The organism is Streptomyces sp. NPDC001393 (assembly GCF_053597455.1).
This window is the reverse complement of sequence record NZ_JBSFIH010000002.1, coordinates 341,431-365,960: the sequence shown is the minus strand read 5'-3', so window position 1 is coordinate 365,960 and position 24,530 is coordinate 341,431. Positions and strand designations below refer to the sequence as shown.

Here is a 24,530-nt window from a genome sequence, read left to right as displayed (position 1 = left end):
CAGCGCCGGTGGAGGGGGTGTGGCCGGGCGGAAAGAGGGCGGCGGGTCGTGGCCCGGATGCGCGTCAGACGTGGGCCCGGGTCGGGGTCGGGGTCTGGGCCGGGGCCGACACAGGCGGGGCGGCGGGGCGGAGCGGGACCAGGCGGTGGGTCAGCCACGCGGTCAGCGCCACCGTGAGGCCCAGGCCGAGCAGCAGCCAGGCCGCCGTGCGCAGGGTGTCCGTGAGGGCGTCGTAGACCGCGCCGGCCGCCGGGTGGGGGACGTCGGCGGGCAGGCCGGCGAGGGTCAGGCCGCGGCCGACCGTCACCGCGAGGGCGAGCAGTGCGCCGCCCAGCGCCGTGCCCAGCGCGGTCGCGGCCACGGCGCGGCGGCGGCGGACGGCGAGGGCGATCCCGGTGGCGGCGAAGGCGACGGCCGCCACCGGCAGCCAGAAACCGGCGAGTTCGAGCACGTGGAATCCCTTCCGGAAGGAGGTCAGTCGGCCCGCCGGGAGCACGGAGACCGCGGTGTGCTCCACCGGGATGCGCGCGGCGAGCGGCACATGGTCCCGGGCCAGCTGACGCTTGACCTGGTCGGTTACGGGGGCGAGGTCGACCGTGACCGGCCGTCCGGCCGGCCCGTCGTCCCCCCTCTCGCGCAGGGCGCGCAGGATGGCGTCGTGGGTGACGCGGTTGCCGGTGTCCCAGGCCAGCCGGAAGGCCTCGGTCTGGGTGAAGGAGCGCACCACGTCGCGCACGAACGGGCGGAGGGAGCGTCCCCCGGAGGGGGTACCCCCGGCCGGGCGGACGTCCAGATGCTGGTCCACCGCGCGCAGGATGCCGTCACCGACCGTGTCCGCGACGGCCTCCCGCACGTTCGGGTCGGCGGCCAGCGGTGCCATCGTGGTGACGTACCGGCCCGTGTCGAGAAGGCCGTACGCCGCCCAGGCCGCCAGCGCGCCGAACGGCACGAGCAGGCAGGTCAGGGCGAGCAGTACGGCCGACAGGGCGCTCCTGAGACGTGGGGGCACGCTTCCAGGCAACGGCCTGCGGGGCGCGGACGCGAGCGGGGCGGGTGCATTCGGGCGAAGACCCGCGCCCGTTGGCGGAACTGGGGCACTCCTTGGCGGAACTGGGGCACCCCCTGGCGGAACGGGGGCACCCGCGTGGGGGAACTGGGGCACCCCTTGGCGGAACCGGGAACCGCGACCTCCGGTGGAGGGTTCACCCGATCGGGTGTTTCCTGGTGTTGGGGGAGGAGGGCCGGGGTGAGGGAAGTGGGGAACGGGGGAGGCGTGGGCCCCGGTTCGCCCGGGACCCACGCCCACGTCCACACCTGCTCCTGCTTCCGGCCCGGTTCCGGCGCGGGTCAGCGGACCCGGTGCCCGAACGCGTCCTCGCGCGTGTAGTAGCGGTAGAAGAACGCGCCGAAGGTGCACCCCGCGATGAGCAGCGACATCATCACGGACCGCCAGACCGAGTGCGGTGTCTGGATGTACAGGAAGCCGAACGCGATGCCGGTGAACGCCGACCACAGCAGCGCGTGCAGTTCCCGCGGCATCCGCGGGGCCAGCGTCAGCAGGGCGATGGACACCCCCGCGAACACCAGCGCGCTGAGCCAGCCGAGCAGCAGGTTCCCGCCGGTGACGGGGCCGCCCTGGCGGGCGTCGGCCGCGACCCAGTAGCCGTAGACCAGGCCCAGTGCGACCGGGACGGCGAAGTGGGCGACGCGGTGGGTGCGCGCGTCGAAGACGTCGGGCGGACGGGGCCGCCCACCGGCGGCCCGTGTTCCGATCTCCTTGCGACCGGGGCGGGCCAGGCCGCCGGGCGCGGGTGCCGCTTGAGCCATGAGAGCACTCCTCTCGCTCCTCGCCCCCGCCTTCCAGAGCACACCTGGGGACAGTGCCTGGCAAGTCGGCCAGGAGGGTGACAGGAGGGTGACGGGTGCCCGGATGCGGCGGGTTCCCTCCCGTGTTTCGCTGGAGACGCCGAGAGACCTGGAGGGCTGCCCGCCGTGACGGACCCGTGACGGACATGGAGTACGGCCGGCGGCGCCAGCTGCTGCGCGTGCGGGGCCGCGACGTCGCCTGGGTACCGCCCCTGCTGCTGCTCGTCGGCATCGTGCTGCTGGACCTCAACACGACGGAACGGTTCCGCATCATCACCTGGATCGTGCTGGTCCCCGGCACGGCCGCCGCGGTCTGCGGGGTGTGGACGACGGCCGTCTTCGCCGTGCTGGCGGTGGTGACGTACGTCGCCGTCGACAGCGCCTGGCCGGGCCAGTACCAGGCCGGACTCGGCGACTTCGTGCTGGTCGCCGTCGGCGGCATGCTGGCCGTGGTGGCCTGCGCCGTGCGCCTGCGCAAGGAGCGGCAGACCCTGCACATCCAGGACATCGCCGAGACCACCCGCCGTACCGTGCTGCGCCCGCTGCCGCCGCGCTGGGCCGGACTGGAGCACGCCGGGGTGTATCTGGCCGCCGACCTCGAGGCCCGGGTCGGCGGCGACTTCTACGACATCCAGCCCGGCCCGCACGGCGCCCGCGTCTTCGTCGGCGATGTGCAGGGCAAGGGGCTCGGCGCGGTGGAGACCGCCGCCGCGCTGCTCGGCACCTTCCGCGAGGCCGGCTACCACGAGAGGGACCTCGCGACCGTCGCCGACCGCCTGGAGACCCGGATGCTGCGGCACCGCCGGCACACCACCGCGCTCGGCCGCGACGACGGCGACCGGTTCGCCACCGCCGTGCTGATCGGCTTCCCCCAGGACTCCCCGGAGACCATCGAGGTCGTCAACTTCGGCCACGAGGCCCCGCTCGCCGTCGGCCCGCGCGGAGTCCGTGAGCTGCCCAGCGGCGACGGGCTGCCGCTCGGCCTCGGCGAGCTCGGGGGCGGCCGGCCGCCCGTGCACCGGGTGCCGTTCGCCGCCGACGAGACCCTGCTGCTGGTCACCGACGGGGTGACCGAGGCCCGCGACCGGCGGGGCGCCTTCTATTCGCCGGCCGTCGAGCTCGCGCCCGCGGTCGCCGCCGGGGCGGCTCCCGCCGACCCCTGGTTGCTGGTCCGGACGATCCGCGACGGCGTCCTGCGGCACTGCGGCGGCCGGCTGGTCGACGACACCACGGTGTTCGCCGTGCGGCGGATGCGGCAGACGGCGGGCGAAGGCGACCAAGGCGATGAAGAAGGCGACCAAGGCGATGAAGGGGGACAAGGGAGACGTTTACGGTCCTGACGTCTTCCTGTGCCGTCCTGAGGCGCGCGTTTGCAGCCGCAGCGGTTACGGTGCTGGCTGGAGAGGCTAGAGGGGGAGGACCGATGCCCGGAACCGTGCTGCTGCTCGCGGCCTCGCCGCTGGGCCGGGGGCGCCTGGTGGACGCGGCCGGTGTGCTGCCGGTGCTGGCGGCCGTCGCCCCCGCCGTGCTGTCCGGCGCCGACACCGCGAACGTCGTCGAACTTGCCGACCCCCTGGAGCCGCAGGCCGTACTGACCCGGCTGCGCGCCGCCGCGGCCGCGCCCGGACCGCTGACCCTGTACATCGCCGGCCAGCTGCAACTGGACCGGCGGCAGCGGCTGCCGCATCTGGCGCTGGCGCGCACCACGGCGGCGACGGTCCGCTACACCGCGCTGCCCTGGCACTGGATACGCGAGGAGCTGCGGTTGCGCTCCGCCGCGGACACGGCGCTGGTCGTGGACCTGCACGCGGATGCGGAAGCGTGGCAGTGCGTCGCCGAGCGCGGGCTGGACTGCGGTGCGAACGCCGCCGTCTACGGCCGTGTCGCGCCGGGGGCCGGGCGGCGGGGGGTGGCCGAGCCGGCGTACATGAAGGCCGTGGCCACGTTGTTGAGGAGTGGGTACCGGCCGCCGCTCGCGCAGTTGCACGAGCAGGCGTGGGCTCGGGTTGCGGAGCCGAGTGGCGGGCGTGACCTGGTGCTGGCCTTTCCTGGGGGCTCCGCCCCCAGACCCCCGTTTTCCCACCCGCCCACCCGTCTCGGACAGCAGCCCTCCGCCGGCACGCCGGACTCCCGGTTCATCGGCCAGGACCCCCACGCCGCCATCAGTGCCGCGGTGCAGGACGGGCGGCACGGGGAGGCCGATGTGCTCGCCGCTCAGCAGGAGCGGCTTGCCGTGGGTGCCCATGGTCCCGCCTCCGACGAGGCCCTGCACTGGGCCGAAGTCCGGGCGGACCTCGCGATGTTCGCGGGGGACGCGGTGCGCAGCTGCCGGGCCTGGCTCGCGGTGGCCGGGGTGCGGCTGGGGGCGGGGCAGGCCGCGGACGCGCCGGCCGTCGAGGCGGCCGTGGACCGGGCGCACCACCAGTGGGGCCGGATCACGGACGCGGCGCAGGCCCGCGAACTCGGCTTCGCGCTCGCGGAGTTGAGGCTGCGGGTGCCGGGCCGCCGGCAGGGCGCGCTGGAGAACGTCCAGCGGCAGCTGCGCCAGCTCCAGGCGGCTCCGTAGGCGTACCGGCGTTCGGGTCACGCCGCCGGCAACAGCGCGAGCGCCCCGGAGACGAGCGTGCGGACGCCGGGGGCGATCACCGACAGGTCCGGCGCGAAGTGCGGGCTGTGGTTGCTCGGCACGGCCGCGAACTTCTCCGGGAAGGTGTCACCGGGGGCGCTGTCCCACACCTCGGCCGGGGTGGTCGTCACGAACCAGTACGAGTACGGGATGGCGCCGTCGAGCGCCAGCACGGGGAAGTCCTCGCTGCCCATCGCCGGGCCCGGGTCGAAGACCGTGCCCGCGCCGAAGACCTCACCGTGCACGGCGGCCACCCTGGCGTCGGTGGGCGCGTCGTTCACGGTCACCGGGAAGGTGTTGCCGACGGTGATGTCGGGCTCCCGCGGGCAGCCGGCGGCCAGGCACTCGCCGAGCGCGATGCGCCGGATCGCGGCCAGCATCCGCTGCCGTACCTCCTCGGACTGGCTGCGCAGGTTCAGCGAGATGCGGGCCTCGGACGGGATGATGTTGTGCCGGGTGCCGGCCTCGATGCGGCCGACGGTGAGGACGGCGGACTCGCCGGCGGCGAGCTCCCGGGAGACGACCGTCTGGAGGCGGGTGACCAGGTAGGCGGCGGTCACCACGGGGTCCACGGTCGCCTCCGGACGCGAACCGTGGCCGCCCCGGCCGTGCACCACGATGTCCACGTCGGTCGCCGCGGACATGATCAGCCCCGGGGAGTGCGGGTACAGCCCCGCCGGGCCGGGCGCGGCATGCTGCCCGAGCAGCACGTCCGGTCGGCCGTACCGCTCGTACAGCCCGTCCGCGATCATCCGGGCCGCGCCCTGCCCGCTCTCCTCGGCGGGCTGGCCCACCACCAGCAGGGTGCCCCGCCAGGTCTCCCGCCCCGCGGCCAGTGCCCCGGCGGCGCCGGTCAGCCAGGTGACGTGCAGATCGTGCCCGCACGCGTGCATCACCCCGTCGGCTTGCGAGGCGTACGCCAGCCCGGTGGCCTCCTGGACCGGCAGCGCGTCCATGTCGGCCCGCAGCAGCACGGTCGGCCCGTCGCCGTTGGCCAGCCGGCCCACGACCCCGGTGCCGCCGACGCCCCGGGCGGTCTCGAACCCGGCCCGCTCCAGCCGCTCGGCGAGCTTCCCGGCGGTGCGGTGCTCGCGCAGGGACAGTTCGGGGTTGCGGTGCAGGTCGCGGTAGAGGTCCTCCAGGTCCGGCACCGGGAGGCCGGAGGTCAGGTCCAGGGCGGTGCGGGCGGCGGCAGAGGTCATGGCGGGAGCGTAGGCCTCCGGCGGTTTCGCCGACACCCCAACCTGTGCGGAGCCTGGTCGTTTACCTGTGCGGAGCCTGGTCGTTGCTCCTGGCTGCACGGCTGAACCCACGTGGCCGTCCGTGGCCTGGGCGCCGCTCACCTGTAGATCGCGCCCGGCCGGGGCTTCGCCGGGGCGAGGAGCTGGGTGACCGTGACGAAGGTGTAGCCGCGGGCCCTGAGGGCGGAGATGATGCCGGGGACCGCGGGAATCGTTCCGTTGTAGCCGCGGTTCGTGGGGTCCACCAGGTCGTGCAGCAGGATGATCCCGCCGGGCCGGGTCTGGTCCAGGATCCGGGCGGTGATCAGCCGGGAGTCGGTCGTCCGGTAGTCGGACGCGCCGGCGCTCCACAGGACCTGTGCCATGCCGAGCTGCCGGCAGATCGCGGTGACGGCCGGATCGGTGCGGCCCTGCGGTGGGCGCAGCAGGACCGGCCGGCGGCCGAGGACCTTCGCCACGGCGTCGCGGCCCTGGACGATCTCCTTGCGCACGTCCGCCGGGCTGATGCGGGTGAGAATCCGGTGGGACCAGGTGAGGGTCTCCAGCTCGTGGCCTTCCGCGGCCATCCTCCTGACCGTCCCCGGATATCTCACGACGTGGTGCTCGCCCAGGGTGAAGAACGTGGCGTGCACGCGGTAGCGGTGCAGGATGTCCAGGAGCCGCGGGGTGCGCGCGCTCGGCGAGTCGTCGAAGGTGAGCGCCACGCACTTCGCCTTCCGGCAGTTCACGGAGTCGCCAGGAGGCCGCGCCGCGGCCCGTGCGGGCGCCCAGGCGGACAGGGAGAGTGCCAGCACTGCCGCGGTCAACAGCGCGATGACGCCGTCCCACCGGGGCCGGAGAGCCCCTCGATGGGATGAGTGGGGCATATGAGGAGCTTAGGGCGGATGTGTGTCTCGGGCATCCCGGGGCGGCCCGGGCTACCTGGACGTGCCGATCGCCTGCTGTGCCCGTGCGCCCGGTCCGGGCTCCGCCGCCCGCGCCGGGCCCGCGTTCGCCGCGACGATCAGGGCCGTCGCTGCGATCACCGCGGCGGCGACGGCCCTGCGTGCGGTGGTGTTTCCGTAGGGTGCGGATGTACGTCCGGGCACGGCGACCTCGCAACACAACAGCGACCTATTAAGCAGACTTAATCCGCCGTTTAACCTAGGGGCTGAGCGGGCCGAACGGCAAGAGGTGCCAAGGGAGTTGGGGGAGTGGGGCCATGCGGGAACGGGACGACCCCGAGGTCATAGGGCGGCGCGTACAGCACCTGCGCACCCAACGGGGCCTCACCCAGCGGCAGTTGGCGGAACCCGCCTACACACCCGCCTACATCTCCACGGTGGAGGCGGGCCGGGTGCGGGCCTCTGACGAGGCGCTGCGGCACATCGCCGGCCGGCTCGGCGTGGCCTTCGAGGAGCTGGCCGTCGGCCGCCCCGCCCACCTCGCCACCGACCTGCGCCTGCGCCTCACCGAGGCCCAGCGGGTCCTCGCCGACGGCAGGGCCGAGGAGGCGGCCGGCCAGTACGCGGCGCTGCTCGCGGAGGCGGAGGCCCACGGGCTGGGCTGCGAGCAGGCCACCGCGCTGCTCGGCCTCGGCGAATGCGCCCTGGAGACGGGCGAGCTGGAGCAGGCCCGGGAGTTCTTCGAGCGCGCCGAGGCGCACCTTACGGACGAGTCGCTCCCGGTGCGGGTACCGGCCGTCCGGGGCCGCGCCGTCGCCCACTACCTCGCCGGTGAACTCCGGTACGCCGTCTACCTCCTGGAGTCCACGCTCGACGAGCTGAACCGGGGCGGACTGCACGACCCCGACGCCCTGCTCCTGCTCTACGCCAGCGTCATCGGCCCGTACATGGACATGGGCGCGCACGCCCGCGCCGCCCAGGCCGCCGAGTTCGCCCTCGCGCTCGCCCCGCAGGCCGGCGACCCCGCGCTGATCGCCCGGATGCACCGCTCGGTGGCCCGCACCCTGATCGCCGAGGGCCGGGTCACCGAGGCCGACGCCTCCCTCGCCAAGGCGGCCGAGCTGTACCGCGGGCTGAGCCTGCGCACCGAGCTGGCCAACTGCCACTGGATGCGCGGTTACGTCTGCGCCCAGAACGGCGAACTGGAGCGCGCGGAGCACGAGTTGCGCCAGGCGTACACGATGCTCTCGGAGAGCCGGGCCGCCCTGTACCGCAGCCAGGCCGCCGTGGAACTGGCCGACGTGCTGCACCGCCGGGGCAGGCCTCAGGAGTCCGCCGTACTCCTTCAGGGCGTCCTCGGCGACTTCTCCTCCGAGCGCGGCGCGGTCCACGCCGCCGCGGCCCACCGCCTGCTCGGCATCATCGCCGAGGACGCCCGGGACACCGAGGCCGCCGAGGAGCACTACGTCCGCGCGCTCAGCCTGCTGGAACGCGCGGGCGCCGCCGGCGACCTGGCCGACCTGTGCCGCCTCCTGGGCGACCTGCTGCGCCGCACGGGCCGCATCGAGGCCGCCCTGGACGCCTACCGGACCGGCCTCGGCCACCGCACGACCCCGGGCACGACAACCCTGGGCCCGGCCCCGGCGCAGCCACCGCTGTGACGGCGTGCGGCTCAGACCTGCGCCCTTCCCTGTCTGCGGATGTCGGCCAGGCGCAGGGCGCCGATCTGGACGGCGGCCTGGGTCGCGTTGTTGGGTACGTCGCCCAGGCCGCCGTTGGTGAGGGCGAACGCGTCCGGGCCGACCTTGACGGCGGCCACGTCCAGCGTGAGCAGGGCGTGCCGTCCGTCGCGGTCGGTGGCGGCGACGGTGACCCGCAGGCCCTGCCGCGCGTCCCCGACCTGCGGCAGCGGGGCGTCGCTGACCTGGACGTCCTCCGTGATGTCGGTCTGGGTGGTGGCCGTGAACCGCGCGCAGTCGGCCGGCATCGTCTTCAGCCAGGCGAGCGCCGCGTCCACGTCGGAGGGGCGGCGGGCGGCGATCTGGTAGCGCAGCTGGGCGTTGTCGTCGGTGTCGTCCAGGCCCACGGCGACGCGGGCGGGGCCGCCGAGGAGTTCGTCGGCGTAGAGGGCGTCCAGCAGCCGCTGGCACGCGCCGGCCGAGGTGGTCGCCTTCAGCAGCTGGTCCCGCCAGGTGGCCGCCCCGCGGGTCGCCGTCCAGGGGGCGCCGAGGTCGTTCTCGTTGAGGAGTGCGGCCTGGGCCTGTGCGTCGGTGAGGGTGGAGCCGTCGGCCCGCGGGGACGCCTTCGAGGTCGGCGACGGCTTGTCGATCGTCGGGAGGGGCGGGGTCGCGGTGTCCGGCTGCCGCAGACCGAGGGCCGCGCAGCCGCCCATGGCGAGGAGCCCGGCGACGGCGAGCCAGAGCCGGAGGCCGCGGGGGCGTATCGCGTCGGTCATGAGGGTGCCTCCTGGGCTGCGGGTGCCTCCTGGGCTGCGGGCCGGTGGGGCTGGTCGGGGCCGGCTGAGGTGGTGCCTGATCTCACGGCACCACCGCCCCGACCGGCCCACCAGCGCTCGGGTCCGTCCGGGTGACTGGTCCGCCCGGGCCGGGTGGGTGGTCCGCCGGATCCGGGTGAGCGGCTCGCGGAAATCGCCTCGACCCGGTGCTTCGGCGGTTGCTAGGGTCGGCGTATGCAGCGCGCCCAGCAGTGCCCGAAGAGCACGACGACGCCGGAGACCGTCCCGGCGCGCTGACACCTGACCAGCATCGAAGCCCCGGGGCGAGCGCCCCGGGGCTTCCGCGTGCCGTGGGCGTTCGCCTCCCTGAGCGGAGGAGACCCGCCATGAACGCATCGCTGCCCGACCACCGCCGCCTCGGCCGCGAGCTCGGCCTCTTCGACACCGACCCGCTGATGGGCGCCGGGCTGCCGTACTGGCTGCCGGACGGCGCCGTCGTACGGCACACCCTGGAGGAGTACATCCGCGAGGCCGAACGCCGGGCCGGGTACCGGCACGTGTACTCGCCCGCGCTCGGCAAACGGGAGCTGTACGAGGTCTCCGGGCACTGGGACCACTACAGCGAGGACATGTTCCCGCCCATGAAACCCGGCGGCGAGGACTCCGAGGAGGTCGTGCTGCGGCCCAGCCTGTGCCCCCACCACGCCCTGATCTACCGCTCCCGCTCCCACAGTTACCGTGAACTGCCGCTGCGCATCGCCGAGTTGGGGAGCATGTACCGCGCCGAACTCTCCGGCGTCCTCGGCGGCCTGACCCGCGTGCGCGCCATCCAGCTCAACGACGCGCATATCTTCTGCACCCTCGACCAGGCCGTGGAGGAGGCACGGGCCGCGCTGGAGCTGATCGCCCGCGCCTACGCCGACCTCGGCATCGAGGCCGTACGGCACCGGCTCTCGCTGCCCGGCGCGGGCGGGAAGTACGTCGCCGATCCGGAGCTGTGGCGCCGGGCCACCGAACTGCTGCGGGAGGTCCTGGACGCGTCCGGCGTGGCATACGAGGAGGCGGAGGGCGAGGCCGCCTTCTACGGCCCGAAGATCGACGTGCAGATCGCCGACCCGGCCGGGCGCGAGTCCACCCTGTCCACCGTGCAGATCGACTTCCACCAGCCGGCCCGCTTCGACCTGCACTACATCGGCGCGGACGGCGCCAGACACCGCCCGGTCATGGTGCACCGCAGCATCATCGGCAGCGTCGAGCGGGCCGTCGCCCACCTGATCGAGGCGCACGCCGGCGCCTTCCCGGCCTGGCTGGCGCCCGTCCAGCTGGTGGTGCTGCCGGTCGCCGAGGAACAGCAGGAGCGGGCGGCGGCGGTCGTACGGCAGGTCCTGGAGCTCGGCCTTCGGGCGGAACTCGCCGGTCCCGCCGAGGGCACCCTCGGCGCCCGGATCCGCGCCGCCCGCCTGGTGCCGTACCAGGCGGTGATCGGCGCCCGCGAGGCGGAGGCGGGCCTGGCCGCCGTACGGCTGCGGGACGGCCTGAGGCCGGGCGAACTGCCCGTGCCCGAGCTGCTGTCCCGGATCGCCGCACGGGTGGCCGCACGCGGCACCGCCCTGTGGGAGTGACCGTAGTGCTCCGTGCTGATCTAAGGTCGGCCTGACGGAAGGAGTCCGCCGTGACCGGTCAGCCCATCCCCGTGATCATCGACTGCGACACCGGTGTCGACGACGCCCTCGCCCTGCTGCTCGCCGTGCGCCACCCGGGCCTCGACCTGCGGGCGGTGACCTGCGTGGCCGGGAACACCGACGTCGACGGCGTGGTCCGCAACACCCTGACCGTGCTGGAGCAGGCGGGCGCCCCGGACATCCCGGTGGGCCGGGGCGCCGAACGCCCGCTGCTCGAACCGGCCCGCTCGGCGCGGCACGTGCACGGCTCCGACGGCATGGGCGACCTGGGCCTGCCCGCACCGAAGCGCACCGCGTCCGAACTGGACGCGGTATCGCTGCTGCGCCGGGAGATCCTGGCCTCCCCCCGCCCGGTCACCCTGATCCCCACCGCGCCCCTGACCAACATCGCCCTGCTGCTGCGCACCCACCCGGAGGTGACCCGCAACATCGAGCGGATCGTCTTCATGGGCGGCGCGGTGGCCGTCGGGAACGCCACGCCGGTCGCCGAGTTCAACGTCTGGCACGACCCGGAGGCGGCGGCGATCCTGCTCACCGCCGGGGTGCCGATCACGATGTACGGCCTCGACGTCTTCATGCAGGTCGTGGTGGCCGCCCCGGACGTCCACCGGATGCGGCAGAGCAGCGACCCCGGCACCCGCCTGGCCGGCGAACTCCTCGCCCACCGGCCGACCGCACAGGGCGAGGCCCCTCAGGCGGAGGAGGCGGGCGGCCTCGGCGACGCGGGCGCGGTGTGCGCGGTCGCCGACCCGGCCGGCCTCACCACCCGCCTGCTGCCGGTCGAGGTCGCCCTGGCCCCCGGCCCGGCCCGGGGCCAGACCGTCGTCGACCGCCGACCCCGCCCCGGCGAGTCCGAGATCCACGAGGGCAGACGCCAACCGGCCCTGGTGGACGTGGCGTTGGCGGTCGACGTGGACCGCTATGTGAAGCTGTACCTGGAGACGGTGGAGCGGCCCTAGGGCGGACCTGGCGTGCCGGGGGCCGGCGCGCCGGTCGAAGGTTCCTTTTCCGGGCAATGTGGACAGATTCCCTGTATCGTCCACCCCCCGAAGGGATCCCGTATGGCTGACCGCTCCCCGGACCTCTCCTCCCAGAACCCCGACTGGTGGCGCCAGGCCGTCATCTACCAGGTCTACCCCCGCAGCTTCGCCGACGCCGACGGCGACGGGCTCGGCGATCTGCGCGGCATCACCCAGCGCCTGGACCACCTCGCGGGCCTCGGCGTCGACGCCCTGTGGCTGAGCCCCTTCTACCCCTCCGAACTGGCCGACGGCGGCTACGACGTCGCCGACCCCCGGGACGTCGACCCCCGCCTCGGCACCCTGGACGACTTCGACGCCCTGGTCGGCGAGGCCCACCGGCTCGGGCTGAAGGTCGTCGTCGACATCGTCCCGAACCACACCTCGCACCGGCACCCCTGGTTCCAGGAGGCCCTGCGCGCCGCCCCCGGCTCCCCGGCCCGCGACCGCTACGTCTTCCGCTCCGGCCGGGGCGCGCACGGCGAACTCCCGCCCACCGACTGGCAGTCCGTCTTCGGCGGCAGCGCCTGGCAGCGGACCCCGGACGGCGAGTGGTACCTGCACCTCTTCGCCCCCGAACAGCCCGACCTCAACTGGGACAACGACGACGTCCGCGCCGACTTCCGCACCACCCTGCGCTTCTGGTCCGACCGGGGCGTCGACGGCTTCCGCGTCGACGTCGCCCACGGCCTCGCCAAGGACCTCGCCGAGCCCCTGCGGGACGTCGGCGACATCGGCGCCACCGGCGAGGAGGCCCTGCCGCTGGTTCCGCCGGGCAGCCACCCGTACTGGGACCGCGACGAGGTCCACGAGATCTACCGGGACTGGCGCAAGGTCTTCGACGCCTACCGCCCGCCGCGCACCGCCGTCGCCGAGGCCTGGGTCCCGGGCCCGCGCCGCGCGCTGTACGCCCGCCCCGACGAACTCGGCCAGGCCTTCAACTTCGAGTATCTGGAAGCCCGTTGGGACGCGGGCGAGCTCCGCCGGGTCATCACCGACGAGCTGGCCACCGCCCGGGCCGCCGGCGCCGCCGCCACCTGGGTGCTGTCCAACCACGACGTCGTACGCCACGCCTCCCGCCTGATGCTCCCGCCGGGCACCGACCCGGGAGCCTGGCTGCTCTCCGGCGGCCGGGCCCCCGCGATCGACCCCGGGGCCGGCCTGCGCCGGGCCCGCGCCGCCACCCTCCTCATGCTGGCGCTGCCCGGATCCTCGTACCTCTACCAGGGCGAGGAACTCGGCCTGCCCGAGGTCGCCGACCTGCCCACCGAGGTGCTCCAGGACCCGATCTGGGAGCAGACCGGCCATGTCCGCAAGGGCCGCGACGGCTGCCGGGTGCCGCTGCCGTGGACGACGGACGGGCCGTCGTACGGCTTCGGGCCGGGCGGCGCCTGGCTGCCGCAGCCGTCGTCCTTCGCGTCGTACGCCGTCGAGGCCCAGACGGACGTCGAAGGCTCGACCCTGGAGCTGTACCGCACGGCCCTGCGGCTGCGCCGCAAGCTGCTGGAGGGCGAGACGCTGACCTGGACACCGGACGCCCCCGCCGGTGTCCTCGACTTCCGGCGTACGGAGGCCTGGCGCTGCGTGACCAACCTCGGCGGGGCGGCTGCGCCACTGCCGCCCGGAGAGGTGCTGTTGGCGAGCACGCCGCTGTCCGACAGCCGGACCCTGCCCCCGGACACGACGGTCTGGCTGGCCTAACCCGCCGTCGGGCTCGGCCCCGGACTCGCGTTCGTGCCGCCGCCCCCGCCGGTCAGCCCGCTGAGGTCGACGGGTGTCGACGTGGGGTTCGGCGGCGGGGTGAGCACCACCTGCGGCTGACCGGCGGCCGGGGGCGGCGGGGTCAGGTCGGAGTCGGGCAGCTTGGGCGGGGTGGTCTGCTGGAAGATGGTCTGGTCGAAGTCGACCAGACCGGTCTTCTCCATCACCGTCATATGGTCCAGCACGGTGTCGTTGGCCTGGTCGGCGAGGGCGCGCACCAGCGAGTTCTTGGTGGTGGAGCGGATCTTCGAGATGGTGTTGAAGATCGCTCCGTGCGTCATCCGCAGGATGTTGGCGAAGTCGCTGTCGAACTTCTTGCCGCTGTCCGCCTTCAACTGGCTGACGAAGCCCTGCTGCTGAGGGCTCGGCAGGTTGGGCAGCGCGATGTTCAGCATCGGCGCGATCTTGCGGCAGGTGGCGTCCAGCGCCGCGTGCCCGTCGACCAGGTGCTTGCTGGCCGTGATCACCGACGGCGTGGCGCCCTTCTGCAGGCCCATCTGCCCCACCGGGTACTCCCACAGACCGGCGGCGCGCACCTTCACCACGAAGTCCCGGTCCTGCTCGGTGAGCGGCCCCCACTGGGTGTTGGCGATGACGCGGTCCTGCGCGGTGGTCACCTTGGTCACCCCGAGCATGCTCGGGTAGGCGAGTGCCACCAGGGTCAAGGCCATCGCACCGCCCACGAAGAGGGTTCCCGTCGCGTTCCGCGAAAAGCGCACCGTGCCTCCTGCCCGGTCGTGGATCCCGCCCTCGGCGCAGGCGCAGGGCGGTTCGGACGCACAGCAGTACGGACGCGGGGGCCGTTCGTATCGGTGCCGCAGGCAAAGATTTGTATCTGTGCAGCGGGTAAAGAGGAGTTGACCATTCCTGGGGAGAGGCGAGACGAAACGCTGGCATAGATTCGCCGCATGCCCCCACAGCCACCGCCCCGCATGCCCGCGGCGCTCCCCGTCCTGCCCTACCGCAAGCCCACCAAGGGCCGTGACTACTGGGTCTTCGACGACGTGCTGCCCGAGGTGGACGCCGTACGGGAGCGGTGCCTGGCCAAGGACGACTGGGTCAAGGGCTACCCGTACACCTCGGAGACCTGGCCCGGCCTGCGCGCCATGCCCGGCCTGGAACCCGCCGAACTCGCCGTGATCGAAGGCCTGGTGAAGAAGGCCACGGGAGCGAAGAAGCTCTGGGTGCAACAGGCGCCCGGCGGCGGCACGCTGAACCACAACTGCGTCCAGGTGGTCGGCGCGGGCGAGAGCGAGCCCCGCCCGCACACCGACTCCCGCGCACTGTGCCGGTACGCCGCCGTGCTGTACCTGAACCCCGGTGTCCCCAAGAACTGCGGCACCGCCTTCTACCGCCAGTCACTGCCCGGCGGCCGGCTCGGCGGCAACATCGTCCAGGCCCCGCACAACAACCTCGTCGAGGCCCTCGGCACGCGGTTCGTCCCCGCCGACCACTTCGAGGAGGACGTCCGGGTCCCCCACAAGTACAACCGCTTCCTGCTCTACAACGCCAACCTCGTGCACAGCGCGACGGACTACTGCGGCAGCACGCTGGAGGAGAAGCGCATGACGGCGGTGTTCTTCTGGATGGCGTGACAGGCGCTCACAGGAGCAGCAACAGCGTAGCCAGGGCCGTGCAGCTCGCGCACACCGCGAGGGTCACGGCCACGCAGCGGCGCTTCAGTTCCCGGTAGCGGCCCTCGTACTCGGCGCGCAGGGATCTGCAGCGGGCCGCGATGCGTTCCAGGTCGGCGCGGGAGCGGGCCAGGGCGTCGGCGGTGTAGTGGTGCTCGATCTCCTCGCGCTGCGCGGTCGTCAGCCACTGAAGGCGCCCGGTGAACTCCCGTGCGCGCTGCTCCGCCTCGGCGATGCGGGCCTGCCAGAGCAGGTATCCCTCGACCTCGCCCGCGAGCGCGTCGTCGGCTCCCTGCCTCGGCAGACCGCTCATCCCTGCCCTCGGTCGGGCCGCGCCGGGATCGCGTGCTCGTGCTCCTGCATCGCGATGTCGGGGTGGTGCAGGTCGAACGCCGGGGATTCCGAACGGATGCGGGGGAGGGTGACGAAGTTGTGCCGCGGGGGCGGGCAGGAGGTCGCCCACTCCAGGGAGCGGCCGTAGCCCCAGGGGTCGTCGACGGCGACCGGCTTGCCGTACCTGGCCGTCTTCCAGACGTTGTAGAGGAACGGCAGCATCGACAGGCCGAGCAGGAACGAGCCGATGGTGGAGACGGTGTTGAGGGTGGTGAAGCCGTCGGCCGCCAGGTAGTCGGCGTACCGGCGCGGCATGCCCTCGGCGCCCAGCCAGTGCTGGACCAGGAAGGTGGTGTGGAAGCCGACGAAGAGGGTCCAGAAGGTCATCTTGCCGAGGCGTTCGTCCAGCATCTTGCCGGTCCACTTCGGCCACCAGTAGTGGAATCCCGCGAACATCGCGAAGACGACCGTGCCGAAGACCACGTAGTGGAAGTGGGCCACCACGAAGTACGAGTCGGAGACGTGGAAGTCCATCGGCGGGGAAGCGAGGATCACGCCGGTCAGGCCGCCGAAGAGGAACGTGACCAGGAAGCCGGCCGCCCAGAGCATGGGTGTCTCGAAGGACAGACTGCCCTTCCACATCGTGCCGATCCAGTTGAAGAACTTCACCCCGGTCGGCACGGCGATCAGGAAGGTCATGAAGGCGAAGAAGGGGAGCAGCACGCCGCCCGTCACGTACATGTGGTGCGCCCACACCGTCGCGGACAGGCCGGCGATGGAGATGGTGGCCGCGATCAGGCCCATGTAGCCGAACATCGGCTTGCGGGCGAACACCGGGATGATCTCGCTGACGATGCCGAAGAACGGCAACGCGATGATGTACACCTCGGGATGGCCGAAGAACCAGAACAGGTGCTGCCACAGCAGGGCTCCGCCGTTCGCCGCGTCGAAGACGTGGGCGCCGAACCGGCGGTCCGCCTCCAGGGCGAACAGGGCGGCGGCCAGCACCGGGAACACCATGATGGCCAGGACCGCGGTCAGCAGCACGTTCCACACGAAGATCGGCATGCGGAACATGGTCAGGCCGGGGGCGCGCATGCAGATGATCGTGGTGACGAAGTTGACCGAGCCGAGGATGGTGCCGAAGCCGGAGAAGGCGAGCCCCATGATCCACAGGTCGGGGCCGATCCCGACCGAGTGCTGCGCGTCCGTCAGCGGGGAGTAGGCGAACCAGCCGAAGGCGGCCGCGCCGTCCGGGGTGAGGAAGCCGCCCACCGCGATGAGCGAGCCGAACAGGTACAGCCAGTAGGCCAGCATGTTCAGCCGGGGGAACGCCACGTCCGGCGCCCCGATCTGCAGCGGCATGATCCAGTTGGTGAACCCGGCGAACAGCGGGGTCGCGAACATCAGCAGCATCACGGTGCCGTGCATCGTGAACAGCTGGTTGAACTGTTCGTTGGAGACGATCTGCAGGCCCGGCCGGGCCAGCTCGGCGCGCATGATCAGCGCCATCACGCCGCCGACCAGGAAGAACGCGAACGACGTCGCGAGATACAGGGTGCCGATCGTCTTGTGGTCGGTGGTCGTCAGCCACTTCACCACCACGCCGCCGGGCTGCCTGCCGCGCAGCGGCACCTCGCTCTCGTAGGCGTCCTCGGCCGTGGCGGCACCATGGGGTTCGTTGAGGATGCTCACAAGTCGTCCGTCTCCTGATGCTCGCGGTCCGCGCACGCCATGACATCGGCTACTCGCCATCCTTGCTGCGCGGCGCCGCGCAGGGCGCCCTGAGCGGCCGACACGCGGCCGATCGCGTGAGGGATGCACACGGACGGCGCAACCGCGTTCACGCTGGTGGCCTGCGACTTCGTACGACAATATGGGGCGATGACCGAACGGATGGATCAGTCGGCTGCCCGTACGCTCGCGTACCGCCCGGTTCAGGTGACCGGGCAGCTGGCTGTCGGGGGACTGCTGCTCGCCGGGCTCGCCTGGGTCGTACGAGGGGTGTGGGAGCTCCGGCTCGCCGCCGCCGGGGAGCCGGCCGCCGGGCCACCGGACCAGGGCAACGGGGTGCACCGGCAGCTCACCTCGCTGGAGAACTCGTACCACCTGGTGACGTCGGCGGGCGGGGTGCTGGTCTTTCTCTGCGCCTGCCTCTTTCTGTCCTGGCTGCTCAGGCTGCGGGACAATGCGCGGACCCTGTCGGGTGACACGCCGAAGTACGCGGGGATCTGGGTGTTCCTGGGGTGGGTCGTGCCCGTGGTCAATCTGTGGTTCCCGCGGGGGATCGTCGTCGACGCCTTCCGCAGCAGTGCGCCCGGCCGGAAGCTTCCCGGCTGGGTGGATGCGTGGTGGGGGCTGTGGCTGGTCGGGATGCTCACCGGGGTGGGGATCATCTCCCGCGACTCCACGGACCAGATCATCGAGCGTGCCTACACCGAGGGGTGGCCGCTGCTGCTGTCCGACGCCGCCGTCGTGGCGGCCGCCATCGCCGGAGCCTTCGCCGTGCACGCCGTCACCGCCGCCCAGGTGGAGCGGATCCGCGCGCAGTGGACGGCCGGCACCCAGGTGCCCGAGACCGTGTAGCGGCCGGGCCCCGGGTGTGGGGCGGGGCAGGGTGCGGTACTGATGTCCGGCATGAGCAGTATCGCCATTGTGGGCGCCGGGCCCGGGCTCGGGGCCGCCGTCGCGCGGCGGTTCGGGCGGGAGGGCTTCGCGGTGGCCCTGTTCGCCCGGGAACGGGACCGGCTCGACGTGCTGGTGCGCGACCTCGACGAGGGCGGGGTGGCTGCCCGCGGGTTCGTCGCCGATGTGCGCAGGCCGGAGGAGCTGTCCGCGGCCCTGGGGCGGGCGGCGGCCGAGGTGGGCACCGTCGAGGTGCTGCAGTACAGCCCGGTGCCGCACCGGGACTTCATGCGGCCCGTGCTGGAGACCCGGTACCGGGATCTGGTCGGGCCCATCGAGTTCTCCGTGTACGGCCCCGTCGCCGCCGTGCAGCAGGTGCTGCCGGGCATGCGCCGGCTGGGGCGCGGGACGATCCTCTTCGTCAACGGCCAGGCCGCCGTCGTACCGCACACCGAGCGGGCCGGGACGTCCATCGCGTTCGCCGCGGAGAGCGCGTACGGCCATCTGCTGCACGAGCGGCTCGCCGGTGAGGGGATCTATGTCGGGCAGCTGGTGATCCCGGGGGCGATCACTCCGGGGCACGCGCGCAAGGACCCGGCCGTGCTGGCGGAGACGCTGTGGGCCATGCACCGGGACCGGCACGGCTTCCGGCACTTCGCCGACGATCTCGACAGCTGACCGGTGGCCCCGCGGCCTGACGGGGCACGGTCAGACTGCGGGGTGGGGGTTTGTGGGCCAACATGGTGATGTTGGCCGTATTGCTCTCTTCAAGGGGGCCTGGCATGGCTGTCGACATCCCCGCGATCATCAAGCCGTCCCGGCTCAGGAGCCGGGGCGGACTGCTGGGCGAGTGCCTCGCGGAGTTCCTCGGGACCCTCGTGCTCATCGCCTTCGGCTGCGGCGTGGTCGCGATGGCGGTCGCGGCGCTGCCCGGTTCGGGCCGCGCCGCGACGCCCACCACGATCTTCCTGGCGGCCGGTGACTGGCTGCTGATCACCTGGGGCTGGGCGTTCGCCGTCGTCTTCGGCGTGTACGTGGCCGGCGGGGTCAGCGGTGCCCACATCAACCCGGCGGTGACCCTGGCCATGGCGGTGCGCCGCGGCTTCTCCTGGGCCAAGGTGCTGCCGTACTGGTTCTCGCAGGTCGCGGGCGCGCTCACCGGGGCGGCGCTGGTCTATCTCGTGTATCACGACGCGATCAGCGCCTACGACCACGCCTCGCCCGCGCCGAAGGTGAACGGGCACACGAACGCCACCTTCTCGATCTTCGCCACCTTCCCGGCGGCGTACTTCCACGGCGGGATCTGGGGTCCGCTCATCGACCAGATCGTCGGTACGGCGTTCCTGCTGATGCTGATCTCCGCCGTCCTGGACGTGCGCAACCAGGCCGTGCAGGCCAACCTCGGGCCGCTGATCGTGGGCCTCGTCGTCGCCGCCATCGGCATGTCCTACGGCGCCAACGCGGGCTATGCGATCAACCCCGCCCGTGACTTCGGGCCGCGCCTGCTCACCTACGCGGTGGGCTGGGGCAGCCTCGCCTTCCCGGGCAGCGTGTCCGGCGTGTACAGCGGCTACTGGTGGATCCCGATCGTCGGTCCGCTGGTCGGCGGCGTGGTCGGGATCGTCGTGTACGACCTCTTCGTCGGGGACGTCCTGCTCGTGCGGGCCGGACTGGCCGAGCTGCCCGAGCCGGGCCGGACCCGGCCGGTGATCGAGACCGACGAGGGGTGAGGGGCTCAGCCGCTGCCGCTGTCGGCTTCGGTGGCCGCCCGGCGGGCAGTCGCCGCGATCTCCTCCAGCGCCGCCAGATGGCGGGTGAGCGCCCTGCGGCCGGTGAGCGTGAGCGCGGCCCAGGTGCGCGGGCGTTTGCCGAGGTGGCCCTTGCGGATGCTGACGTATCCCGTCTTCTCCAGCGCGGAGAGGGTCTTGCTCAGTGTGGAGTCGGAGACCTGGCAGTAGTCCCGCAGGACGGCGAACTCCGCCTCGCCGCACGCGGAGAGGTAGGCGGCGAGGGCCAGCCGGGTGGGGTGGTGGAGTTCGCGGTCGAGAGCGGGGGGCTCGCCGCGTGCGGGGCCGGTCATGCGGTGCCGCCCTGGTTCCGGAACGCGCGCAGCACGTACTCGGCGCCGGTGGCCAGACCGAAGCCGATGAGCCAGGCTGACCTGCCGTACGCAAGCGAGGCCAGCAGGCCTGTCGCGACCGCGAGAAGGGGTGCCCACCAGAGCTCCCAGGCGCGCCAGCGGGATCCGCGGTCCCGGTTGAACCAGCGGGTCACGCCTCCGTGGTGGGCGCCTGTCCAGATCAGCGCGAAGAAGCCGAGGCCGCAGGCCAGTCCGGCGAGCATCAGCCATGCCCCGTAGCGCGGCTCCCGGTCGGCCAACCCCAGTGCGGTGAAGCCGGCCGCGAAGGTCAGGCCCTGGCCGATGGCGTAACCGCGGGGCCGGTTGCGCTCGTTCGCCTCGCCCGCCTCGCGCGCCGCGACGCGAGCGGCACAGGCGGCGGCGAGCGCCTCTCGTGCCTGCCGGGCGTCCATCGGTTCCCCCGTGCTGTTCATGCGTGTGCCTCCGGTGTGTGCGGGGCGGCTGGTCGGGCCGCCCCGGAAACGTCTCGGTGACTGTAAGCATGGACAGTACTTTCCATAAATGCAAGTACTTTCACAGTGGCTGGCTCGGCCAGTCCAGCAGGCGGGCGCCGATCACGGCCGTCTGGAGCATGTAGCGCTGGGCCGGGTCGGCGGGGTCGGCGCCGGTGAGTTTGTGGATGCGTTCCAGGCGGTAGGTGAGCGCGCGGACGCTGAGGGAGAGCCGGCGGGCGGTCTCGGCGGCAACGCAGCCGGAGTCGAAGTAGGCGTCGAGTGTCTCCAGCAGGGGCAGGGCTCCGCCGCGGGCCTTGGTGAGTGAGCCGAGGGTGTGGGTCACCAGGTCGACCAGCGCCTGCCGGTCCCGGGCCAGCACCGGGTAGACGAGCAGGTCGGCGGCGCGCAGCACCGGCCCGGCGAGGCCGAGCCGGGTGGCCATCTCCAGCGCGGCGAGGGCCTCCTCGTACGACTGCACGACCCCGCCGGCGCCGTGCTGCGGGCGGCCGATGGCGACCCGGACGCCGTCGGTCGCCGCGTACGCCTGCTTGGCGAAGTGCAGCAGGATCTCGTCCTCGTCGCCGGGCGCGACACACAGCAGCCGGCCGTTCTTGGTGGTGAGCAGGATGCTGCGCGAGTCGAAGCGGGCGAGCACGGCCGCCTCGACCCGGCGGGCGACCGTGCCGCCCTCGACGTAGGCGGACGGGCCCTCGGCGACGGCCACCGCGTGCGCCCGGGACAGGTGCAGGCCGAAGCGTTCGGCGCGCTCGACGAGGCGGCCCAGGTCGCTGCGGCCGTAGAGCAGGTCGTCGATGAACTCCCGGCGCGCGGCCTCCTCGCGGCGCACGGAGAGCCGCTGGGCGCGTTCGTACCCCTCGGCGAACGCGTCGATCGCCTGCTCGACGGCGGCCAGCGTGGCCAGGCCGCTCTCCGCCGAGCCGGGCACGGCCGGCCAGGCGGCGCGGGTAGCGGCCAGGTGGGCCACGATCAGCGCGCGCAGTCCGTGCCCGGCCTCGGCGGCCTGCTCGCCCAGCGTCCGCCGGGTCTTCAGTTCCTCCCTGGTCAGCCGCCGACCGGTGGCCGAGACCTCGGCCAGGGTCCGGGTGAAACCGTCCAGATACTGTTCGCACGCCTCACGTATGTCGTGCTTGTCCCCCATTGCCGGTCCCGGCCCCCGTCTCTGTCCCCCGTGCCGCGTGCCCCCGTGTCACGCGATCCTGACGCGCCGGTGACGCTTTCCTAGCGCCTGTCCGGCATCAAGACCCTAGTGAACACTGCCGGATACCGGCAATGCGCAGGTGTACGCCCCGGCCGCACCATCGTCCGCGGGGAGCACTACGGAGGATCGCGGTGCCGGACACCGGCGCCCGACCGGTGGGTCCAAGGACCGGTACGGGGGTCCGGTCCATGGTCCGGCACCGCGATCCCGGGGGGCTCCGTACTTCATCGTCTGACGCAAGGACGTATGCCATGGAAGTCCTCGGCGTGCTCGTCGCCGCCTGTCTCCTCGCCGTGCTGCTCGCGCTGCTGGCGTTCTCCCGGCTGTACCGCAAGGTGGACCAGAGCCAGGCCCTGATCGTGTCGAAGACGCGGCGGGTCGACGTGTCCTTCACCGGGCAGGTCGTGCTGCCGATCGTGCACAAGGCCGAGGTCATGGACATCTCGGTGAAGACCATCGAGATCAGCCGCTCGGGGCGGGACGGGCTGATCTGCCGGGACAACATCCGCGCCGACATCCGGATCCTGTTCTTCGTCAAGGTCAACAAGACCGTCGAGGACGTCATCAAGGTCGCCCAGACCGTGGGCACCGAGCGCGCCAGCCACCAGGACACGCTGCAGGAGCTCTTCCACGCGAAGTTCTCCGAGGCGCTGAAGACCGTCGGCAAGCAGATGGACTTCACCGACCTGTACACCAAGCGCGAGGAACTCCGGTACCACATCATCGAGTTGATCGGCATCGACCTCAACGGCTACCACCTCGAGGACGCGGCGATCGACTACCTGGAGCAGACCCCGCTCTCCCAGATGGACCCGGCCAACGTCCTCGACGCCGAGGGCATCCGCAAGATCACCGAGCTGACGGCGATCGAGCACGTGCGCACCAACGAGGCCAAGCGCAACGAGCAGAAGGAGATCACCCGCCAGGACGTCGACGCCCGCGAGGCCATCCTGGAGCTGGAGCGCCGGCAGGCGGACGCCGAGATCAAGCAGAAGCGGGAGATCGAGACCTCCCGGGCCCGCGAGGAGGCCGAGACCGCCCGCGTGGTGGAGGAGGAACGGCTGCGCGCCCAGGGCGCCTTCCTGCGCACCGAGGAACAGCTCGGCGTGCAGCGCGAGAACCAGGCCCGTGAGATCGCCGTCGCCGCGAAGAACCGCGAGCGGGTCCTCGCCGTCGAGAACGAGCGCATCGAGAAGGACCGGCTGCTGGAGGTCATCGCGCGGGAACGGGAGACCCAGCTGACGAAGATCGCCGCCGAGAAGGAGGTCGAGGCGGAGAAGCGGGAGATCGCCGAGGTCATCCGGGAGCGGGTCGCGGTGGACCGTACGGTCGCCGAGCAGGAGGAGTCCATCAAGAAGCTGCGCGTGGTCGAGGAGGCGGAGCGCGAGCGGCAGGCGCTCGTCATCGCCGCCGAGGCCGAGGCGCAGGAGAAGCTGGTCAAGGACATCAAGGCCGCCGAGGCGGCGGAACAGGCCGCCACGCACCGCGCCGCCGAGGAACTCACCCTGGCCGAGGCCCGGTTGAAGACCGCCGACATGGACGCCCGCGCCAAGCTGCGGCTCGCCGAGGGTGTCCAGGCCGAGACCGCCGCCGAGGGTCTGGCCGCGGTCCAGGTCCGCGACAAGGAGGCCGAGGTCACCGTGAAGGCCGGGCGCGCGGAGGCGGAGGCCACCGAGGCACGGCTGCGCGCGGAGGCCGAGGGCACCCAGGCCAAGGCACTCGCCGAGGCCGAGGGCGCGCGGGCGAAGGGCCTGGCGGAGGCCGAGGGCGCGCGGGCGGCGGCGGAGGCCACCGAGGCGCGGCTGAAGGCCGAGGCGGAGGGCGCGCGGGCCAAGGGCCTGGCCGAGGCCGAGGGGACCAAGGCGAAGGCGCTCGCGGAGGCCACAGCGATCGGCGAGAAGCTGAAGGCCGAGGCCGCCGGTCTGACCGAGAAGGCCGCCGCGATGGCCGCGCTGGACGAGGCCTCGCGGGGTCACGAGGAGTACCGGCTCCGTCTCCAGGCGGAGAAGGAGATCCGGCTGGCCGGCCTGGAGACCCAGCGGCAGGTCGCCGAGGCACAGGCCACGGTCCTGGCGACCGGCCTGGAGAACGCCGACATCGACATCGTCGGCGGCGAGTCCGTCTTCTTCGACCGGCTGGTGTCCGCCATCGCCCTCGGCAAGGGCGTGGACGGCTTCGTCGACAACTCCCACACCGCGCAGGCCCTGGCGGGGCCCTGGCTGGACGGCACGGCCAGCTTCACGCAGGACGTGGGCCGCGTTCTCGGCTCCCTCGGCTCGGCCGATGTACGGAACCTCACGGTGTCGGCCCTGCTGATGAAGCAGATCAAGGGCGGCGGCCCGAACGCGGGCCAGCTCCAGAAACTCCTGGACCGCGCAAGCGAACTGGGCCTGGCGGACACTCCGGTGACGGCCCTGAACGGAAGCGCCGCGGGAAGCTGAGGCCGGGCGGGGGTGGGCGCTGCTCGCTGTGAGGTGCCGCTCTGCGCAGCCGACGGTGCTGCAGTTCCCCCAAGGGGCGCGGGAACTGCGCGAACAGCCCACCACGCACCCGCAGTCGGCAGACGACTCGCAGCCCCGAGCTCCTAGCCGCACAGCCCACGAAGGGAACC

General features: G+C 72.9%; 23 protein-coding genes. 12 read left to right on the top strand and 11 right to left on the bottom strand.

Going from position 1 to position 24,530, the window contains the following annotated elements:
* Positions 1-64 precede the first annotated feature (64 nt).
* A complete protein-coding gene (locus tag ACWC2T_RS04685; protein ID WP_450668990.1) occupies positions 65-1,009 on the bottom strand; it encodes a hypothetical protein in 945 nt (314 codons plus the stop codon).
* Positions 1,010-1,347: 338 nt separating this feature from the next.
* The gene (locus tag ACWC2T_RS04680; RefSeq protein ID WP_450668989.1) at positions 1,348-1,827 is read right to left on the bottom strand and encodes a hypothetical protein; all 480 of its coding nucleotides are present in this window, start codon (positions 1,825-1,827) and stop codon (positions 1,348-1,350) included.
* 185 nt (positions 1,828-2,012) lie between these two features.
* Here ACWC2T_RS04680 and ACWC2T_RS04675 point away from each other — a divergent pair, with 185 nt between their 5' ends.
* Positions 2,013-3,206, top strand: a complete 1,194-nt coding sequence (locus ACWC2T_RS04675; protein WP_450669069.1) for a PP2C family protein-serine/threonine phosphatase — start codon at positions 2,013-2,015, stop codon at positions 3,204-3,206.
* A gap of 83 nt (positions 3,207-3,289) precedes the next feature.
* Positions 3,290-4,432: a hypothetical protein gene (locus ACWC2T_RS04670; RefSeq protein ID WP_450668988.1), complete on the top strand. Its 1,143-nt coding sequence runs from the start codon at positions 3,290-3,292 to the stop codon at positions 4,430-4,432.
* A 17-nt stretch (positions 4,433-4,449) separates the two neighbouring features.
* On the opposite strand, the gene ACWC2T_RS04665 is transcribed toward ACWC2T_RS04670, so the two are convergent.
* Together ACWC2T_RS04665 and ACWC2T_RS04660 are read right to left on the bottom strand one after the other, a co-directional pair.
* Positions 4,450-5,694, bottom strand: a complete 1,245-nt coding sequence (locus ACWC2T_RS04665; RefSeq protein WP_450668987.1) for an amidohydrolase — start codon at positions 5,692-5,694, stop codon at positions 4,450-4,452.
* Between the two features lie 137 nt (positions 5,695-5,831).
* Complete coding sequence (locus ACWC2T_RS04660) at positions 5,832-6,599, bottom strand: polysaccharide deacetylase family protein (RefSeq protein WP_450668986.1); 768 nt, start codon at positions 6,597-6,599, stop codon at positions 5,832-5,834.
* A 22-nt stretch (positions 6,600-6,621) separates the two neighbouring features.
* Between ACWC2T_RS04660 and ACWC2T_RS04655 the strand changes: the two genes are divergently transcribed.
* Both ACWC2T_RS04655 and ACWC2T_RS04650 read left to right on the top strand, forming a co-directional pair.
* Positions 6,622-6,798 (top strand): hypothetical protein, encoded by a 177-nt coding sequence (locus ACWC2T_RS04655; RefSeq protein ID WP_450668985.1) that lies wholly within the window; start codon positions 6,622-6,624, stop codon positions 6,796-6,798.
* A 136-nt stretch (positions 6,799-6,934) separates the two neighbouring features.
* Complete coding sequence (locus ACWC2T_RS04650; RefSeq protein ID WP_450668984.1) at positions 6,935-8,278, top strand: tetratricopeptide repeat protein; 1,344 nt, start codon at positions 6,935-6,937, stop codon at positions 8,276-8,278.
* 11 nt (positions 8,279-8,289) lie between these two features.
* Here ACWC2T_RS04650 and ACWC2T_RS04645 read toward each other — a convergent pair whose 3' ends face one another.
* On the bottom strand, positions 8,290-9,072 hold the full coding sequence (locus ACWC2T_RS04645) for a hypothetical protein (protein ID WP_450668983.1): 783 nt from the start codon (positions 9,070-9,072) through the stop codon (positions 8,290-8,292).
* A 386-nt stretch (positions 9,073-9,458) separates the two neighbouring features.
* Between ACWC2T_RS04645 and thrS the strand changes: the two genes are divergently transcribed.
* The 3 genes from thrS (at position 9,459) to ACWC2T_RS04630 (ending at position 13,474) form a co-directional block, all read left to right on the top strand.
* Positions 9,459-10,694 carry a threonine--tRNA ligase gene (gene thrS / locus ACWC2T_RS04640; protein ID WP_450668982.1) on the top strand — a complete coding sequence of 412 codons (1,236 nt, stop codon included), beginning with the start codon at positions 9,459-9,461 and terminating at the stop codon, positions 10,692-10,694.
* A gap of 50 nt (positions 10,695-10,744) precedes the next feature.
* Positions 10,745-11,713: a nucleoside hydrolase gene (locus ACWC2T_RS04635; protein WP_450668981.1), complete on the top strand. Its 969-nt coding sequence runs from the start codon at positions 10,745-10,747 to the stop codon at positions 11,711-11,713.
* A 102-nt stretch (positions 11,714-11,815) separates the two neighbouring features.
* Positions 11,816-13,474: a glycoside hydrolase family 13 protein gene (locus tag ACWC2T_RS04630; protein ID WP_450668980.1), complete on the top strand. Its 1,659-nt coding sequence runs from the start codon at positions 11,816-11,818 to the stop codon at positions 13,472-13,474.
* Here the strand turns inward: ACWC2T_RS04630 and ACWC2T_RS04625 are convergent.
* Positions 13,471-14,217 carry a DUF4142 domain-containing protein gene (locus tag ACWC2T_RS04625; RefSeq protein WP_450669068.1) on the bottom strand — a complete coding sequence of 249 codons (747 nt, stop codon included), beginning with the start codon at positions 14,215-14,217 and terminating at the stop codon, positions 13,471-13,473. The two genes, ACWC2T_RS04630 and ACWC2T_RS04625, sit on opposite strands and share 4 nt — an antisense overlap.
* Before the next feature lie 225 nt (positions 14,218-14,442).
* On the opposite strand from ACWC2T_RS04625, the gene ACWC2T_RS04620 reads away from it, so the two are divergent.
* A complete protein-coding gene (locus ACWC2T_RS04620) occupies positions 14,443-15,129 on the top strand; it encodes a DUF6445 family protein (RefSeq protein ID WP_450668979.1) in 687 nt (228 codons plus the stop codon).
* Positions 15,130-15,136: 7 nt separating this feature from the next.
* Here ACWC2T_RS04620 and ACWC2T_RS04615 read toward each other — a convergent pair whose 3' ends face one another.
* Together ACWC2T_RS04615 and ctaD are read right to left on the bottom strand one after the other, a co-directional pair.
* A complete protein-coding gene (locus ACWC2T_RS04615) occupies positions 15,137-15,481 on the bottom strand; it encodes a cytochrome C oxidase subunit I (RefSeq protein ID WP_450668978.1) in 345 nt (114 codons plus the stop codon).
* Positions 15,478-17,196 (bottom strand): aa3-type cytochrome oxidase subunit I, encoded by a 1,719-nt coding sequence (gene ctaD / locus ACWC2T_RS04610; RefSeq protein WP_450668977.1) that lies wholly within the window; start codon positions 17,194-17,196, stop codon positions 15,478-15,480. Before ctaD ends, ACWC2T_RS04615 begins: the two co-directional genes overlap by 4 nt.
* Before the next feature lie 189 nt (positions 17,197-17,385).
* Here ctaD and ACWC2T_RS04605 point away from each other — a divergent pair, with 189 nt between their 5' ends.
* From ACWC2T_RS04605 to ACWC2T_RS04595, 3 genes are all read left to right on the top strand, one after another.
* Positions 17,386-18,087, top strand: a complete 702-nt coding sequence (locus tag ACWC2T_RS04605; protein ID WP_450668976.1) for a DUF4328 domain-containing protein — start codon at positions 17,386-17,388, stop codon at positions 18,085-18,087.
* Between the two features lie 51 nt (positions 18,088-18,138).
* Complete coding sequence (locus tag ACWC2T_RS04600; protein ID WP_450668975.1) at positions 18,139-18,804, top strand: SDR family NAD(P)-dependent oxidoreductase; 666 nt, start codon at positions 18,139-18,141, stop codon at positions 18,802-18,804.
* Between the two features lie 104 nt (positions 18,805-18,908).
* On the top strand, positions 18,909-19,856 hold the full coding sequence (locus tag ACWC2T_RS04595) for an MIP/aquaporin family protein (RefSeq protein WP_450668974.1): 948 nt from the start codon (positions 18,909-18,911) through the stop codon (positions 19,854-19,856).
* 5 nt (positions 19,857-19,861) lie between these two features.
* On the opposite strand, the gene ACWC2T_RS04590 is transcribed toward ACWC2T_RS04595, so the two are convergent.
* From ACWC2T_RS04590 to ACWC2T_RS04580, 3 genes are all read right to left on the bottom strand, one after another.
* Positions 19,862-20,206, bottom strand: coding sequence for a winged helix-turn-helix domain-containing protein (locus ACWC2T_RS04590; protein ID WP_450668973.1), 345 nt, complete (start codon positions 20,204-20,206; stop codon positions 19,862-19,864).
* Positions 20,203-20,679, bottom strand: coding sequence for a hypothetical protein (locus ACWC2T_RS04585; protein WP_450668972.1), 477 nt, complete (start codon positions 20,677-20,679; stop codon positions 20,203-20,205). Before ACWC2T_RS04585 ends, ACWC2T_RS04590 begins: the two co-directional genes overlap by 4 nt.
* A 100-nt stretch (positions 20,680-20,779) precedes the next feature.
* Complete coding sequence (locus ACWC2T_RS04580; protein WP_450668971.1) at positions 20,780-21,859, bottom strand: PucR family transcriptional regulator; 1,080 nt, start codon at positions 21,857-21,859, stop codon at positions 20,780-20,782.
* A 311-nt stretch (positions 21,860-22,170) separates the two neighbouring features.
* On the opposite strand from ACWC2T_RS04580, the gene ACWC2T_RS04575 reads away from it, so the two are divergent.
* Positions 22,171-24,360, top strand: a complete 2,190-nt coding sequence (locus ACWC2T_RS04575; protein WP_450668970.1) for a flotillin family protein — start codon at positions 22,171-22,173, stop codon at positions 24,358-24,360.
* Positions 24,361-24,530: the final 170 nt, after the last annotated feature.